Source organism: Roseburia faecis (assembly GCF_001406815.1).
Taxonomy (GTDB): domain Bacteria; phylum Bacillota; class Clostridia; order Lachnospirales; family Lachnospiraceae; genus Roseburia; species Roseburia faecis.
Genome location: NZ_CVRR01000019.1, coordinates 15,330 through 30,100, shown reverse-complemented (window position 1 = coordinate 30,100; position 14,771 = coordinate 15,330). Strand labels below are relative to the sequence as shown.

Sequence of the window (14,771 nt, the reverse complement as noted above, 5' to 3'; positions counted from 1 at the left end):
TGCCCTCGAAAAATTAATGATCCCTGTTGATCAAATAGAAAAACAGGTCATGCAGAAACGTATGCTCTCCTTCAAATTCATCCAGTATCTTTATTGCTTCCCCGGAAAGCCGCTCTACATCCTTTTTTGCCTGCTCCAGCCCCTCAAATGTCACATAGGTTGCCTTCTCATTTTCCGCATCACTGCCGATCGGTTTACCGAGTTTTTCAAAAGATCCCGTGACATCGAGAATATCATCCTGAATCTGAAAGGCAAGTCCCAGCTTTGCTCCGGCTTCCTGCATACGCGCAACCGACACTTCATCCGCGCCTGCCAAAATGGCTCCGATCATAAGCGATGCTTCAATCAGCGCTCCGGTTTTTAACCGGTAGATAAAGTCCAGCCGGTTGCGGTCAATGGTCTGTCCGGTTTTCTCGCTCTCCACATCCACCACCTGGCCGCCGATCATTCCGTATATACCCGCTTTTTGTGCCAGCACGGAAAAAGCCCTGACAATTCTCCAGTCTCCTTCGTTTCTGGTCAGTGCTGCTGCCACGGTCTCAAACGCATAATTTAAAAGCGCATCCCCCGCAAGGATTGCCATTGCTTCCCCGTATACCGCGTGGGTTGTCTTTTTCCCACGCCGGTATTCGTCGTTATCCATCGCCGGGAGATCATCATGGATCAGTGAATAGGTGTGGATCATCTCAATCGCCGCCATAAAATCATCAATTGCCGGATTCGTTCCGTCAAACATCTGGTAAGATGCTTCCATCAGCATCGGCCGCAGACGCTTTCCGCCTGCAAAAACACTGTATTCCATGGCATCGAGCACGGTCTGCTGAAACCCCTTTTCCTGTGGCAGAAACGGTGCGATCCGTGCTTCAATGTCTGCCGCCCTGCGTTTTATTTCCTGTCTGATCTCCATCAGAATTCCTCCAATTTTCCATCCTGGTTCAGTACAAGCATTGCCTTTTCTATCGTATCCAAAGACTGGCCGGCTGCTTTGATCTGTTCCAGTCCCTCTTTGTATAGGGCAAACGAACGGTCTAACGTTACGTTTTCGTCTTCCATCGCATCAAGTATGGCATCGATCTTTGCAAACCGTTCCTCCAGTCCCGGTTCTTTTTTTTCTAATTCATCACTCATTTTTTACTCCTTCGGCTGCCTGAATTTCTGTCACTGCTGCCGTCAGTGTGCCATCCAGCAAATGGATCTGCACGGTATCTTTTTCCCTGATCTGGTGGATGCTCCGCAGTGCCTGATGATTCCCATCCTCCACGAATGCATACCCGCCACTGAGTTTCTTTACTGGGGAATAACTCTCCAGCGTGCCTGCCAGAAGTGCCAGGCGGTGTCTGCGCTCACGCAGCAGTTCCTCCATGCGTCCGGTCAGTTTCTCTTCATACTCTGCCACTCTTCGCCGGTTTTCATTCATCCGCTGCTGTGGGCTGAGATAGTGCAGGCGCATCCTCTGGTGCTCCAGATGGTTTCTTGCCACGGTTACTTTCCTTTGGAGTTCTTTGTCCATCTGCTGCCGCATGCCAAGCAGTTCCTGCATTGCCTGCCGGTAATCAAACACCGCCAGCTCCGCTGCCGCAGACGGGGTCGGTGCCCGCAGGTCTGCGACATAATCTGCAATCGTAAAGTCCGTCTGATGACCGACAGCGGAGATCACCGGAATCCGGCAGTCAAAAATGGCCCGTGCCACCATTTCTTCGTTAAATGCCCACAGATCCTCTATAGATCCACCGCCCCGTCCGACAATGATTACATCCACGCCGATCTGTTCAAGTGCATGAATTCCATGGACAATTGATGCTGCCGCACCCTCTCCCTGCACCAGGGCCGGGCAGAGAATCAGCTGCACATACGGGTTCCTGCGCCCTGCAATATTGCGGATATCCTGAATCGCTGCCCCGGTCTCTGCCGTAACAATCCCCACGGTTTTTGCATAGGTAGGAATGGGCTGTTTGTATTCCTCCGCAAACATTCCCATCTCTTCAAGCTCCCGCTTTAACGCTTCAAATTTCAGATACAGATTTCCCTCTCCGTCCCGTTCAATCGTCCGTGCATAGATCTGGTATCTGCCATCTCTTTCATACACTTCCACGGAACCGGTCACAACCACGCGGTCGCCCTCTTTCATCTGGAATTTTAATCCTTCCCTGCGGTTTCCCGCAAACATGATCGCGTTTACCGTTCCGTCTGCATCTTTCATTGTAAAATAAATATGCCCGCTGGAGTGATACTTACAGTTAGATACCTCTCCCTTGATGCTGATATGGTGCAGCATAAAGTCCTGAGCGAACATATTTTTAATGTATTTATTTACCTGCCCTACCGAATATACATGTTTCATCATTCTGCAAACTTTGCAAGAATTCCATTGACAAATGCCGGTGAATCATTGGTTCCGTATTGTTTTGCCAGTTCCACAGCCTCATTGACCGCAACCTTAAACGGAATCTCATCATCGTAGCGGATCTCATATACCGCCAGACGGATCAGTGCCAGATCTACTTTGCCCATACGGGTTGTCTTCCAGCCTTTTGCGACTTCGTTGATTGCCCCATCGATTTCCGTCAGATGATTGTAGATATCACGATAACGATCAGCGATATATTTGAAATCCTGATCCGTTACATGATCGACTTCCTCTCCAAACAATACCAGCTGTTCTGACAATTCTCCCGCATCAAAAAATTCTACGCGGAAAAGCATCTTAAATACATTTTCTCTTAACTCTCTTCTTGTCATCTTCTCTCCTCGCTCAAAAATAAAGGATGTCTTTCGTTCAGACATCCTTTATTATACCATATTCTGTTTCGAATACAAAGATTTAATTATCAGTTCCCATATCAACACTTGCGATACGGACATTGACAACAGCGACTGTCAGGCCTGTCATATTCTCAATGGCAGCCTTTACTTTATCCTGTACCTTGGCAGAGACTTCCGGAATGCTGTAACCATATGCAATGTTGATGGCAACATCAACCTTTACTTCGTTGTCTATAATTTCAATCATGATTCCCTTAGAAAGGTTCTTCATGCCGAGCTTGCTGACAATTTCGTTTGTGATGTTTCCCGCCATGGAACTGACACCATCTACTTCTGTTGCTGCAAGTCCTGCAATGATCGCAACGACTTCATCTGCGATACGGACATCCCCGACAGGATCTGATTTTATCTGAACTGTTTTTCTGCTATCAGCCATAATACAATTGCCTCCTCAGTATTTTATCTTTGCTTATTATAACAGACTCTGTATTATTTGGAAAGCATAAAATTATACAACCTGCCCCTTGGATACATATACCTGATACGACTCATTTCCGGTCAGTGACTTGCCCTCTGTGACACGTACATTCTTGTCGGTAATCACGTATTCCACGCTTGCATTATCTTCCACTACGGTATCCTGCATCAGCACACAGTTTTTCACTTTTGCGCCTTTTCCGACGTGAACGCCTCGAAACAGGACGCTGTTTTCGACTTCTCCCTCGATCACACAGCCATCGGCAACCATAACATTCTTTGCTTTGGAACCGTTGATATAACGGGTCGGGTTATCGTCACGGATCTTGGTGTAAATCTGATTTGGAGAAAACAGTGCATTTAAGTTTTCTTCCTGTAACAGACGCATATTTTCTTCAAAATAACTCTGGGTATCATGGATATTGACCACATAGCCATCGTAGCAGAACCCGCGGATATCCAGCCGGTCAATCTGCTTGTCCAAAAGATCACGTACAAAGTAAGTATGCCCATGTACATACGCATCATCTATCATATGGATCAAAAACTCGCGTTCTACCACATAAATATTCATGCTGAAATTCATCTCCCCCTCTTCGGTCGGGTTGATGTAAATCTTGCTGACGCGGTCTCCGTTCATGCCGAGTGCATAGTACAGATCCATGCGGTCCCTGCTCTGACGGATAAATGCCTTCGGAATTTCCTGCTTGCGGTACATCATGGTCACATCCGCACCACTCTTGATATGCGCATCTAAAAGTTCATTAAAATCAAAATTGATGGCAATATTTGCATCGGTCATAATGACATATTTCTGTGGCTGCTTTAACAGATATCCGCGCAGACTCTCAAGTGCCTCGATGCGTCCCTCGAATACCTTTACCTGTTTCTGTGCGAACGGAGGAACAATATTCAGGCCTCCGTTTTTGCGGACCAGATCCCACTCACGGCCGGCGCCGAGATGATCCAGCAGGGAATGGTAATTTTTTCTTACGATAATGGAAATATTGTCAATTCCGCTATGTACCATGCTGGAAAGAATAAAATCGCACATGCGATATCTGCTGGCAAATGGAATGGATGCCATGAGGCGCTCCGAAACCAGATCCGGCACCATTGCATCATAGCTGTTCGGGAAAATAATTCCCAATGCCTCTGTCTTTGAATTTAACATTGCTCCTCACCCTCCTTCACATCTTCATAAATCATAGCGCTCGGACCAATTTTTGCTCCTTTTCCGATCGTTACATCCGCTGCAATTGTGGCAACTTCTCCAATTCCTTCCCCTTTTGGTTTTGCTCCCACAACCGCATCTTCTTCGATGGTCGCATTTTCTGCAATGATACAGTGTCTGACAACCGCACCTGCCTTGATCATGGAGTGTCCCATGACAACGGCATCTTCTACAATGGCGCCTTCTTCCACCGTGACACCAGAAAACAGGATGGAATGTCTGACGGTACCCTTGATGTTACATCCATCGGTAATCAGACAGTTATCCAGCACGGCATTCTCTCCGATCCGGTGACCGGTCATACCACTGTTTCTACTGTAAATTTTCCAGTTTTCATCAAACAGGTTGATGCCGCTATGTTCCGGATCAAGCACTTCCATGTTTGCTTCCCACAGAGACGGAATCGTTCCTACATCCTTCCAGTATCCGTTGAAATGATAGGCATACATCTTTCTTCCGTCACGCAGAAGATTTGGAATGATATTGTTTCCAAAATCATTCTCGGAAGTCGGGTCAGCCTCATCCTCGATCAGATATTTCTTTAAAATATCCCAGTTAAATATGTAAATTCCCATGGATGCAAGATTGGACTTCGGTTCCTTTGGCTTCTCCTGGAACTCGGTAATCTTGTCATCCTCGTCTGCTACCATCAGGCCGAAACGGGAAGCATCCTCCCACGGCACTTCCATGACTGCGACAGAAAATTCTGCCCCCTTCTGCTTGTGGAACTCAAGAAAATCACTGTAATCCTGTTTGCAGATCTGGTCTCCGGAAAGAATAATCACATACTGCGGATCATAGCGCTCAATAAAAGCAATATTCTGATAAATGGCATTTGCCGTACCCTTATACCAGTCAGACCCCGATGCTTTCTGGTACGGTGGAAGTACATGCACGCCTCCGTAAAGACGATCCAGATCCCACGGCTGGCCATTTCCAATATACTCGTTTAATACAAACGGCTGATACTGGGTCAGAATCCCCACCGTATCAATTCCTGAATTTACGCAGTTCGACAGTGGAAAATCAATGATACGGTACTTTCCCCCAAACGGAACTGCAGGCTTTGCAAGCTTCTGTGTCAGTGCATATAATCTGGACCCCTGGCCTCCGGCAAGCAACATCGCAACTAGTTCTTTTGCCATATAAGTATCCCCCTTCTGTTCATAATAATTACACTTATTATGGTAACATAAAAGGGGGATAATTCCTAGTACTTTTGGCTCTTTTCGTTTATTTTAGTGCAAAGATTTCTGTGCCGTATACAGTTTGTAATATCTGCCTTTCTTTTTCATCAGTTCTTCATGCGTTCCCGCCTCTGCGATTCCTCCGTCATCAATATACATGATCTTGTCACAGCCACGGATCGTGGAGAGCCGGTGCGCAATAATAAAGGACGTCCTGCCCTTAAGCATACGGTTTAATCCGGTCTGTAATGCTTTTTCCGTCTGCACATCAATGCTGGAAGTTGCCTCATCCAAAATCAGAATTGCCGGGTCACAAAGCAGTGTTCTCGCAAAAGAAATCAGCTGTTTCTGTCCCTGGGAAAGCATGGACCCACGCTCGCGCACCTGTGTTTCATATCCTTTCGACATTTCCCGGATAAACGGATCGGCACAGACAATTTTTCCCGCTTTTTCAATTTCCTCCTGTGTGGCATCCAATTTTCCGTACCGGATATTATCTGCAATTGTTCCCGAAAAAATAAAACTGTCCTGCATCATAATCCCCATCTGCGCACGGAGAGAATGAATGGTCACATCTGCGATATCCTGATCATCGATCAGTACCTTTCCGTCATTGACATTGTAGAACCGTGAAATCAGATTGACGATGGTACTCTTTCCGGCCCCGGTCGGTCCTACAAGTGCAACACTCTCCCCGGGATTTACCGTAAAGGATACGTCTTTTAATATCGTTTTTGTCTCATCATATGCAAAGGTCACATGGTCAAACGTAACTTTCCCCCGGATCTTTGGCATCTTGATCGCATGCTCTGCATCTTTTACGGTAACCGGCTCATCGATGGTTTCAAAGATCCGTTCCAGATAAGCGATATTATTGATAAAATTGTTGAATATATTTCCAAGGTTCATGATCGGCTGCCAGAAATACGAAGCATAACTGGAAATCGCCACGATCGTTCCCAGCGACTTATTTTCCTGCCCGAAAATGACAAGGCCAAACAAAAAGATGGCAGCACGGACAAACACCGAAATGGTATCAATGCCCGGCCATACAAGGTTTGAGTAGCGCACAGCGGTATTCCAGGTCCGTCTGCATTCTTTGGAAAGTCCATTAAAGATTTTTGCATTTTCATCCTCACGTGCAAAAATCTGTGTAATCCGGGCACCTACAATATTTTCCTGCAGATACGCATTTAAGTTTGAGTTCTTGTTGGATACGGCCTGCCACGCCTTTCTCTGCTTATTTTTGATCCAGAACATAAAGACGGCAAGCACGGGAACTCCACACAACACGACCAGTGCCATCTGCACATCTACCATAAACATAAAAATAATAATAAACAGCAGATTAAATGCTTCCAGCACGATATTGATCAGTCCGTTTGACAACATATCCGATACCGAATTGACATAATTGACCACCCGGATCAGAATCTTTCCATGCGGTCTGTCGTCGTAATACTGAAACGGAAGTTCCTGCAGATGTTCAAACAGGTCCTTGCGGATATCATAAATAATATTCTGACTGACATCCACCATGATGCGACTGCGGATCGTGGTAAAAATCACGCTGACCACATAGATGGCAATCAGCGCCGCCACCAGGGAAAATAACAGTCTCATATTTTTATCAGGCACCGCAATATCAAGTGCCCGCTGAATAATCATCGGTGCCACGTACCCGAACGCTCCTCCGATTCCGCTGAGGACGATCGCAAGGATCATACCCCTGCGATATTTTTTGATATAGGATGACGCCCGGAGCAGATGCCGGATATCAAACGGTTCTTCCAAGATTTCATCCTGCTTATATGTATTCTTTGCCATTGTCTCACCCCCTATACCAGGTCTTCGCCGGTCTGCAGCTGTACCAGTTCGTAATAATATCCTTTTTTTGCCATAAGTTCCTCATGATTTCCCATCTCCGTGATCCGTCCATGCTGCATCACCAGAATCTTATCCGCCATCATCGTAGTGGAAATCCGCTGTGCGATAATTACCTTCGTACACGAAAAATCCAGATGCCGCAGTGCTTCCTGAATCTGTTTTTCCGTTTCCATATCCACCGCAGAGGTCGTATCGTCCAGAATCAGAATCGAAGGCCGCACCGCCAGTGCTCTTGCCAGGGAAATTCGCTGTTTCTGTCCGCCGGAAAGGCCTGCGCCACGCTCTCCGACCACTGTATCATATCCTTCCGGCATCTTTGAGATAAAATCAGATGCCGCAGAATATTTTGCAAATTTTTCCACTTCTTCGAGATCAATGCTGCTGTCTCCGTAGGCAATGTTTCCCTCGATCGTATCGGAATACAACAGCACATCCTGTGTGGCAAGTCCGATCTGTTTGCGCAGGTCGGACAGTCTGAAATTCTGCACCGGTATATCATCGATCCGCACTTCCCCTTTCGTCGGCTCATAAAACCGCGGGATCAGGTTGATCAGGGAAGTCTTTCCGCAGCCGGTTTCTCCCATGATTGCAATGGTCTCCCCCGGTTTTACGGTAAAAGAGATATCATGCAGCACCGGAAGATCCCCATCTTCATACTGAAAGGATACCTCCCGGAATTCGATTTTCCCGTCAAAGCGGTTCGGGTGTGCAGCTGCATCCAAAGCATCTTTGATCTGTGGTTCGGAATAATAGATCTCCATCACCTTTTTGGATGCGGCCGAGAACCGCTGAAATTCATTCATGATATTTCCCATCTGGCGCATTGGGTTGGCAATTGCCCAGATCAGTCCGGAAAATGCCACATAATCTCCCATCGTCAGTTCGCCCCGGATCAAAAAGACACCGCCCACGGCCAGCATCACTACCGGCATAAGGTTTGCAATGCTTTCCACATATGGGAAAAATTTCAGCCATACCATGCTGGTTTCTTTGTTCGTCTCTGCATAATCTTTGTTTGCCCGGTCAAATTTTTCAATTTCATACGCTTCCCTGGCAAACGCTTTTACCACACGGTTTCCGGAAATATTTTCCTGCGCATAGGTGTTCATCTGTGCCAGTTTTTCACGCAGTTTCGCATGCATCGGTGCCACCTTGTTTTTGAACAGATAAATGATAAAAAACACAAACGGCGAAATAATTAACAGGCTCAGAGCCATTTTCCAGTTCATATAAAAGAAGTATATTGCCACCACACCAAACAGGGAAAATGATTCGATCACCATGCGGATCACCCATGCAACCATGTGGCGCACCGCATCCAGATCGCCCGTAACACGCGTCATCAGATCGCCGGTACGATATGTGCTGTAAAAGGTCATATCCTGCCTCTGGATTTTGTCATACAAAAAATTGCGCACACGGTACAGTACCGTCTGTGACACATGCTCGTAAATCATGCAGTCTCCATAGACAATCACACCGCGAAGTACGGTAAATACAATCATCAGGATGAGCAGATGATAGAACAAACCGCTATTCGTTCTCATATTTTTCCACGCATCTGCCCCACTTAAAAACAGATCCACAATTCTTCCGGAATAATACGGAACCGTCAGTTGCAATATATTATAGACAACGGTTCCCAGCATGCCGATCACATATAATACACGTCTGCCTTTCATATTTTCCCACAGCCACTGTATTTTTGTCTTTGGAAACAATGTTTCTTTTTTCACTTTCATCACAAGCCCCCACTGTCTTTCTTGTCAAATTTCTGTTATTGTATCAATTATTTTTGAATTATGATATAATACAATCACATAAAAATAGAACAAATCTATTCTATTTTTATGATTTTTGTCTTAGTACCAGGGGGTCATATGAACGAAAATTTATTTGAATACAGTGATATGCTGCGCTCTCCTATTGAAGCTTTTTGCTGTGGCACCGGATACTGGGAAGGTCCCGTTTCCTCCCACTGGCACTATTTTCTGGAACTTGTCTATGTGCAGGAAGGATCTGTAACGGTCAGCTGTAATGACAATACCTGTCTCCTGAAAAAAGGAGCCTTTATTGTATTTCCTCCGCAGGCAATGCACTCCATCTATCATACCGATGATAAGCCCTATGTTTACATCTGCTGTAAATTCAATCTCAACCGCATAAAACTTTCCGAGAATTATCTTCCAAATTTAAACTTTGCCTTTCACCAGATTTTAAACAGCACAAACCCTCCGCTGGTTTTTGATTCGGACAACCTGCCCGATTTTCCTGCTGAACTGTTTTTCACGGATATCTTAAAAGAGGTTCAGGAAAAACGCTACGGATATGATGCCTGTGTTTATGCCCAGTTCGCCCGGCTGATCGTACAGCTGCTGCGTTTCTGGCTGGAACAGGGAATTTCTTTTGATACGGATCAGATCCCGAAAGTGGAGGAAGAAGCGATGCAGAATGTTTTGATGTATATCGATGATCATTCCCAGGAAAATATCAATATTGAATCTCTGGCGCGCACATATCATATGAGTTATTCTTACTTTGCCCGGCAGTTCCGTAAATACTATGGACAAAGCTGCAAGCAGTATATCGAATTTGTGCGGCTGAGCAAAGTGGAAAATCTCCTTTTATTTACCGGGCATGATTTAAGTTATATTGCGGGAGAAACAGGCTTTGCCGATTGCAGCCATCTGATCCGTACCTTTAAAAAACGCTATCAGATGACACCGAAACAGTTCCGCTTACAACATCAGAATATACGAAACTGACGTTTCCAATCTATGGGATTTTTTCCTTTTTTTCCAAAAATTCTTTACTTTATGTTATACTATAGGAAACAAATCATAACGGAATAAGGAGGAAATCCCATGAAACGATTACACTTCACAAAATGCAGGACTTCTTTGCTTGCTGTTTTACTTGCCTTTTCCGTAGCTTTCGTACCTGTACCACCCATTTCTGATACAAGTTCCGATTCTGCTGCGCTTATCACGACTGCACAGGCTGCCCAAAAGAACACAAAAGACCGTTTTTCCATCAAAGAAATTCCAAAATACAATGGAAAATCTTCTGTGGCTGTACATGGAAATAAACCATATTTCACCAGCCGGGAAAAGAAAAACACCAATACTTTTGAATCCTACCACAAACTCGACAAGCTCGGACGATGCGGTGTGGCCTATGCCAATGTGAGCAAAGACACCATGCCAACCGAAGCGCGCGGGGAAATCGGTCAGATCCGGCCATCCGGCTGGCACACCGTCAAATACACCGGTGTCGTGGACGGCAACTATCTGTATAACCGCTGCCACCTCATCGCCTACTGCCTTACTGCGGAAAATGCCAATAAAAAGAACCTGATCACCGGCACCCGCTACATGAACAATGAAGGTATGCTTCCTTTTGAGGAAAAAACCGCACGATATATAGACAAAACCAATAACCATGTCTTATACCGCGTGACACCGGTTTTTGAGGGCAGTAACCTGGTCGCTTCCGGTGTCCTGATGGAAGCTTATTCTGTGGAGGATCAGGGAAAGGGCATTTGTTTTTGTACCTACTGCTACAATGTACAGCCGGGTGTTGCCATAGATTATGCCACCGGTGACAGTCATCTGAATGGAAAAAATGACCAGAATTCCCATAATAGTTCTGCAAAGGAACACGCATCCGCGGTCTATATTTTAAATACTAACACCAAAAAATTCCACAAACCGGACTGTTATTCGGTAAAGCAGATGAGCAGTAAAAACCGAAAAAAATACAAGGGGCTCCGCAAGAAATTGATCAAAGACGGATATTCCCCTTGTAAAAACTGCAACCCATAACGGCTGCCCTGCTCGTGTCAACCCCAGACCAAAAAAAAATTGATTTTTTTGTACCCTCAAATATCACTTCCCATTATACCTGCTATTGCAGTATATTGAAAGCAATATTTATGCTTGCAGAAGAAAGGAGTGCCACATTTTCTCGGCACTCCAAACTCTGTAACCATCCATCTTACTTGAAAAATGGATCATCTGTATTCCATACAATCTCTATATTGTCCTCTCCATTGATAATCACTTTTTTGATTATCTTCTGGATTTTCTCTCTGTCAAAAGATTCCATATTGATGATACTTTCTAACTGTGTCTCAAACTTACTAGAAGAATTATCTTCTGGCGGTATTTCTGTTTTAAGCTGTTCGATTTCCTGATGCAATTCATCAATCTGCTCCACCATCGCCTTTGAACGCTTGACATACTCTTCTCTTGAGAGCTTGTCATCCTTATAATCAGAATACAACATCATCTTTTTACTGCTGAGGCTCTTCACCTTCTTTTCAAGTGTTGCAATCTTTTCTTCCGGAGATACTTCTTTCGATTTACCAGCTTTCTTTATTCCTTTCTCATCCAGATAAGCTGTTGCATACATATTTACAATTTTCATGATTGTATCTTCGACCTTGGCAATTTCCACCCTGTTGCTTTTGCATGGAGAATTTTCCTCAATTCTGGACGAGGAACAAAGAAGAATGTCACCTTTTACCCTTTTGCTGGGTACCAAGGCTCTGCCACATACCCCACAATAATAAAACGGATTATAGTTTCTCTTACCACGCTTTGGACGAATATATTTTTTTGAATTAGCATGTGCCGTATCAAATAATTTCTGAGTAATAATAGGTTCATGACAATTCTCTATCACAATCCATTCGTCTTTAGGCACATAGGTTGAAGTGTTATTGCTGCCTACCCTCTTCTTTGTTTTATTCCATATCAGTTTTCCAAGATAAACTTCATCGTTTAATATATCGTGGATAGAAGAAGTACTCCACAAGCTTTTCACTTCAACTGCATGGAAAAAATTTTTGCTTCCTTTTCTCTTCTTATATGCGGATGGTGTATCAATACCGTGAGCATTTAAGTAATTTGCCACTTCCGTTTTTCTTTTGCCCTGTGCGGTCAGTTCAAATATCAGCTTAACCACTTCTGCTGCTTCCGGATCTACAATAATCTTATGCTTATCATTTGGATCTTTGACATATCCATACCTTAACTGACCACTAATGTTCTCCCCCTTCAGTATCCTTGTGTGCTTTGCAGAACATATTTTATTGGACAAGTCCCTGCTATAAAGCATATAGATTAAATTCTTAAACGCAATATTCATACCACCGGTGGAACCATCATAGTTATCGCTGTCATAATTGTCATTAACTGCAATAACCCGCACCTGATAAAGTGGAAGTATCTGCTCCAAAAGACTTCCAACTTCAATATAATCCCTTCCGAGTCTGGATAAATCCTTTACAACAATGCATGATATTTTTTCAGCCCGGATATCCTCCATAAGCTTCATATAGCCTGGTCTTTCAAATTTTGTTCCGGTAAATCCATCATCACAGTATTCCTGTACCTTCGTATCCTTAAGCTCCGAATGATTTTCAATATATGCTTTTAACAATTCCCGCTGGCTGGATATACTGTTACTCTCCTCTTTCCGATTTAATGATACATCTTCATCTTCCATAGAAAGGCGAATATACATAGCAGTTATCTTACTCATTCAAATCACCTTCTCTCTTATTTTTTACCTGTAACAGTTCTTCCAGACAATCATCATAAACCAGATTTACGGAAATTCTGCCACCTTCAAACACCTGTACCTTGTCAACAAATGCATCTGCCAGCTCTTTGTTGAGTTTTCTGCATTTCAGATATTTATTGATAAGATTTTCCCAGTCCGCATCAATCTTATAATTCTTTGAATACAAGTTCTGAGATACTAAAAGATTATCAATCTCCTTCTTCAAAGCTTCGCTTTTTAGAAGATACTGCTGTTTTAATGTCAGATATTCGCTCTCATTAATCAAATGTTCTGAGTAATCTCCATATAACTCAGAGAACTTGCGGTTTACTTTCTCCAGTTCCCTGCGCTGTCTGGTAATGGCTTTTTCATACACATCGTATTTTTTCAGTCCGCTGCTTCTTGCATTTAATTCCCGTATCACTTTTAATGCGTCAATACAGCAACGCATATGATTTGAAATCTGAGCAAAGACAGCTTTGTTGACTTCCTCCTGATCAATTTTGTGTCTTGAACATGCCGGATTAATACCATCTGAAAAAGTTCCACAAAAATATACATACGATTTTGTTGTTCTTGGAGAAAGTCTCATTCCCTTGCCACAGTCTCCGCATACGATTTTTCCCTTTAGCAGATTCATTTCATTAGGTGGGTGTTTTGTAAACTCTTTTGCAAAATAAGCATCCGAGATTTCCTTTACTCTTTCCTGTGCCTTTTCAAATGTCTTTTTGTCGATAAGCGGCTCATGCGTATTTTCAACAACGACCCATTCACTTGGATCTGTTGCATGGAGTGGAATATTATTGTATTTCTCAATTACTACTTTCCCATGCACCGCCGAACCAATATAAGCCTGATTTGTCAGTATTGACTTGACTGTTGTTTTGGTCCATACACCATTGGTTCTTACATTCTGCTGATAACCAAGAGATTTTAAATACATCAATGGTGACATTATTCCCTGCTCATTCAGATATTTTGCAATTGGTGTGTAACCTTTGCCATCTAAAAACAATTTATAAATAAGCCTGACATTTCCAGCAGTTGCTTCATCCACAACAATTCTGTTCTTCTCCGTCTTGGATTTCAGATATCCATATGGAGCAAAACCGCACATATATTCATCAGTAGTCCATTTTCTACGATGTGCAGTTGAAACTTTCTTGGAAATATCCTTTGTATAAAACTCATTTACGATATTTTTCAAAGGCATCATAAGGTCTGTGACCGGTCTGAACGAGTCAAAATCATCCGTAACAGCAATGAATCTTACATTGAGAAAAGGAAACACTCTTTCAATGTAGTTCCCCATCTCCACATAATTTCTTCCAAGTCTCGATAAATCCTTAACAATAATACAGTTAATTCTTCCTGTTTTTGCATCCTCAAGCATTCGCTTAAAATCCGGTCTTTCAAAATTAGTACCGGTAAAGGAAGCATCATAATATTCCTCTTCAATTACAATATCTTCGTGATCTTTGACATAATTCTTCATAAGTTCCATCTGTGTTTCGATTGTCCCTCTCTCAATGTTCTCTTCCTTTTCATGGGACAGTCTTGCATATAATCCAGCCTTAAAAAGTACCTTCTTCTCTTTATCCGGTAAGGCTGTGTTTTCCTGTAGCATCATATTTTTTCTGCTTTTTCTTGCCATA

13 protein-coding genes are annotated in these 14,771 nt (G+C 43.6%); 2 read left to right on the top strand and 11 right to left on the bottom strand.

The features are described 5' to 3' along the window. Positions 1 to 13: 13 nt before the first annotated feature. The 9 genes from M72_RS07275 to M72_RS07235 all read right to left on the bottom strand — a co-directional run bounded on the left by M72_RS07275 (position 14) and on the right by M72_RS07235 (position 9,290). A complete protein-coding gene (locus M72_RS07275; RefSeq protein ID WP_055067739.1) occupies positions 14 to 907 on the bottom strand; it encodes a polyprenyl synthetase family protein in 894 nt (297 codons plus the stop codon). After that, positions 907 to 1,128 carry an exodeoxyribonuclease VII small subunit gene (gene xseB, locus M72_RS07270; RefSeq protein ID WP_022046139.1) on the bottom strand — a complete coding sequence of 74 codons (222 nt, stop codon included), beginning with the start codon at positions 1,126 to 1,128 and terminating at the stop codon, positions 907 to 909. Before xseB ends, M72_RS07275 begins: the two co-directional genes overlap by 1 nt. Then, positions 1,121 to 2,344 carry an exodeoxyribonuclease VII large subunit gene (xseA, locus tag M72_RS07265; protein ID WP_055067738.1) on the bottom strand — a complete coding sequence of 408 codons (1,224 nt, stop codon included), beginning with the start codon at positions 2,342 to 2,344 and terminating at the stop codon, positions 1,121 to 1,123. The genes xseB and xseA overlap by 8 nt, the downstream gene beginning before the upstream one ends. After that, positions 2,341 to 2,739, bottom strand: a complete 399-nt coding sequence (gene nusB / locus M72_RS07260; RefSeq protein WP_055067737.1) for a transcription antitermination factor NusB — start codon at positions 2,737 to 2,739, stop codon at positions 2,341 to 2,343. The genes xseA and nusB overlap by 4 nt, the downstream gene beginning before the upstream one ends. An 82-nt stretch (positions 2,740 to 2,821) precedes the next feature. Next, on the bottom strand, positions 2,822 to 3,199 hold the full coding sequence (locus tag M72_RS07255; protein WP_055067736.1) for an Asp23/Gls24 family envelope stress response protein: 378 nt from the start codon (positions 3,197 to 3,199) through the stop codon (positions 2,822 to 2,824). A 72-nt stretch (positions 3,200 to 3,271) separates the two neighbouring features. Continuing rightward, the gene (gene glgD / locus M72_RS07250) at positions 3,272 to 4,414 is read right to left on the bottom strand and encodes a glucose-1-phosphate adenylyltransferase subunit GlgD (protein ID WP_055067735.1); all 1,143 of its coding nucleotides are present in this window, start codon (positions 4,412 to 4,414) and stop codon (positions 3,272 to 3,274) included. Further along, complete coding sequence (locus tag M72_RS07245; protein ID WP_022046144.1) at positions 4,408 to 5,619, bottom strand: glucose-1-phosphate adenylyltransferase; 1,212 nt, start codon at positions 5,617 to 5,619, stop codon at positions 4,408 to 4,410. The genes glgD and M72_RS07245 overlap by 7 nt, the downstream gene beginning before the upstream one ends. A gap of 93 nt (positions 5,620 to 5,712) precedes the next feature. Next, on the bottom strand, positions 5,713 to 7,488 hold the full coding sequence (locus tag M72_RS07240) for an ABC transporter ATP-binding protein (RefSeq protein WP_055067734.1): 1,776 nt from the start codon (positions 7,486 to 7,488) through the stop codon (positions 5,713 to 5,715). An 11-nt stretch (positions 7,489 to 7,499) separates the two neighbouring features. Then, positions 7,500 to 9,290, bottom strand: coding sequence for an ABC transporter ATP-binding protein (locus tag M72_RS07235; RefSeq protein WP_055067733.1), 1,791 nt, complete (start codon positions 9,288 to 9,290; stop codon positions 7,500 to 7,502). A gap of 138 nt (positions 9,291 to 9,428) precedes the next feature. Here M72_RS07235 and M72_RS07230 point away from each other — a divergent pair, with 138 nt between their 5' ends. After that, positions 9,429 to 10,313: a helix-turn-helix domain-containing protein gene (locus M72_RS07230; RefSeq protein WP_055067732.1), complete on the top strand. Its 885-nt coding sequence runs from the start codon at positions 9,429 to 9,431 to the stop codon at positions 10,311 to 10,313. 99 nt (positions 10,314 to 10,412) lie between these two features. After that, the gene (locus M72_RS07225) at positions 10,413 to 11,372 is read left to right on the top strand and encodes a DNA/RNA non-specific endonuclease (RefSeq protein ID WP_055067731.1); all 960 of its coding nucleotides are present in this window, start codon (positions 10,413 to 10,415) and stop codon (positions 11,370 to 11,372) included. Between the two features lie 172 nt (positions 11,373 to 11,544). On the opposite strand, the gene M72_RS07220 is transcribed toward M72_RS07225, so the two are convergent. Together M72_RS07220 and M72_RS07215 are read right to left on the bottom strand one after the other, a co-directional pair. Then, the gene (locus M72_RS07220; protein ID WP_055067730.1) at positions 11,545 to 13,095 is read right to left on the bottom strand and encodes a recombinase family protein; all 1,551 of its coding nucleotides are present in this window, start codon (positions 13,093 to 13,095) and stop codon (positions 11,545 to 11,547) included. Then, positions 13,088 to 14,770: a recombinase family protein gene (locus M72_RS07215; RefSeq protein WP_055067729.1), complete on the bottom strand. Its 1,683-nt coding sequence runs from the start codon at positions 14,768 to 14,770 to the stop codon at positions 13,088 to 13,090. Before M72_RS07215 ends, M72_RS07220 begins: the two co-directional genes overlap by 8 nt. Between the last annotated feature and the right edge of the window lies 1 nt (position 14,771).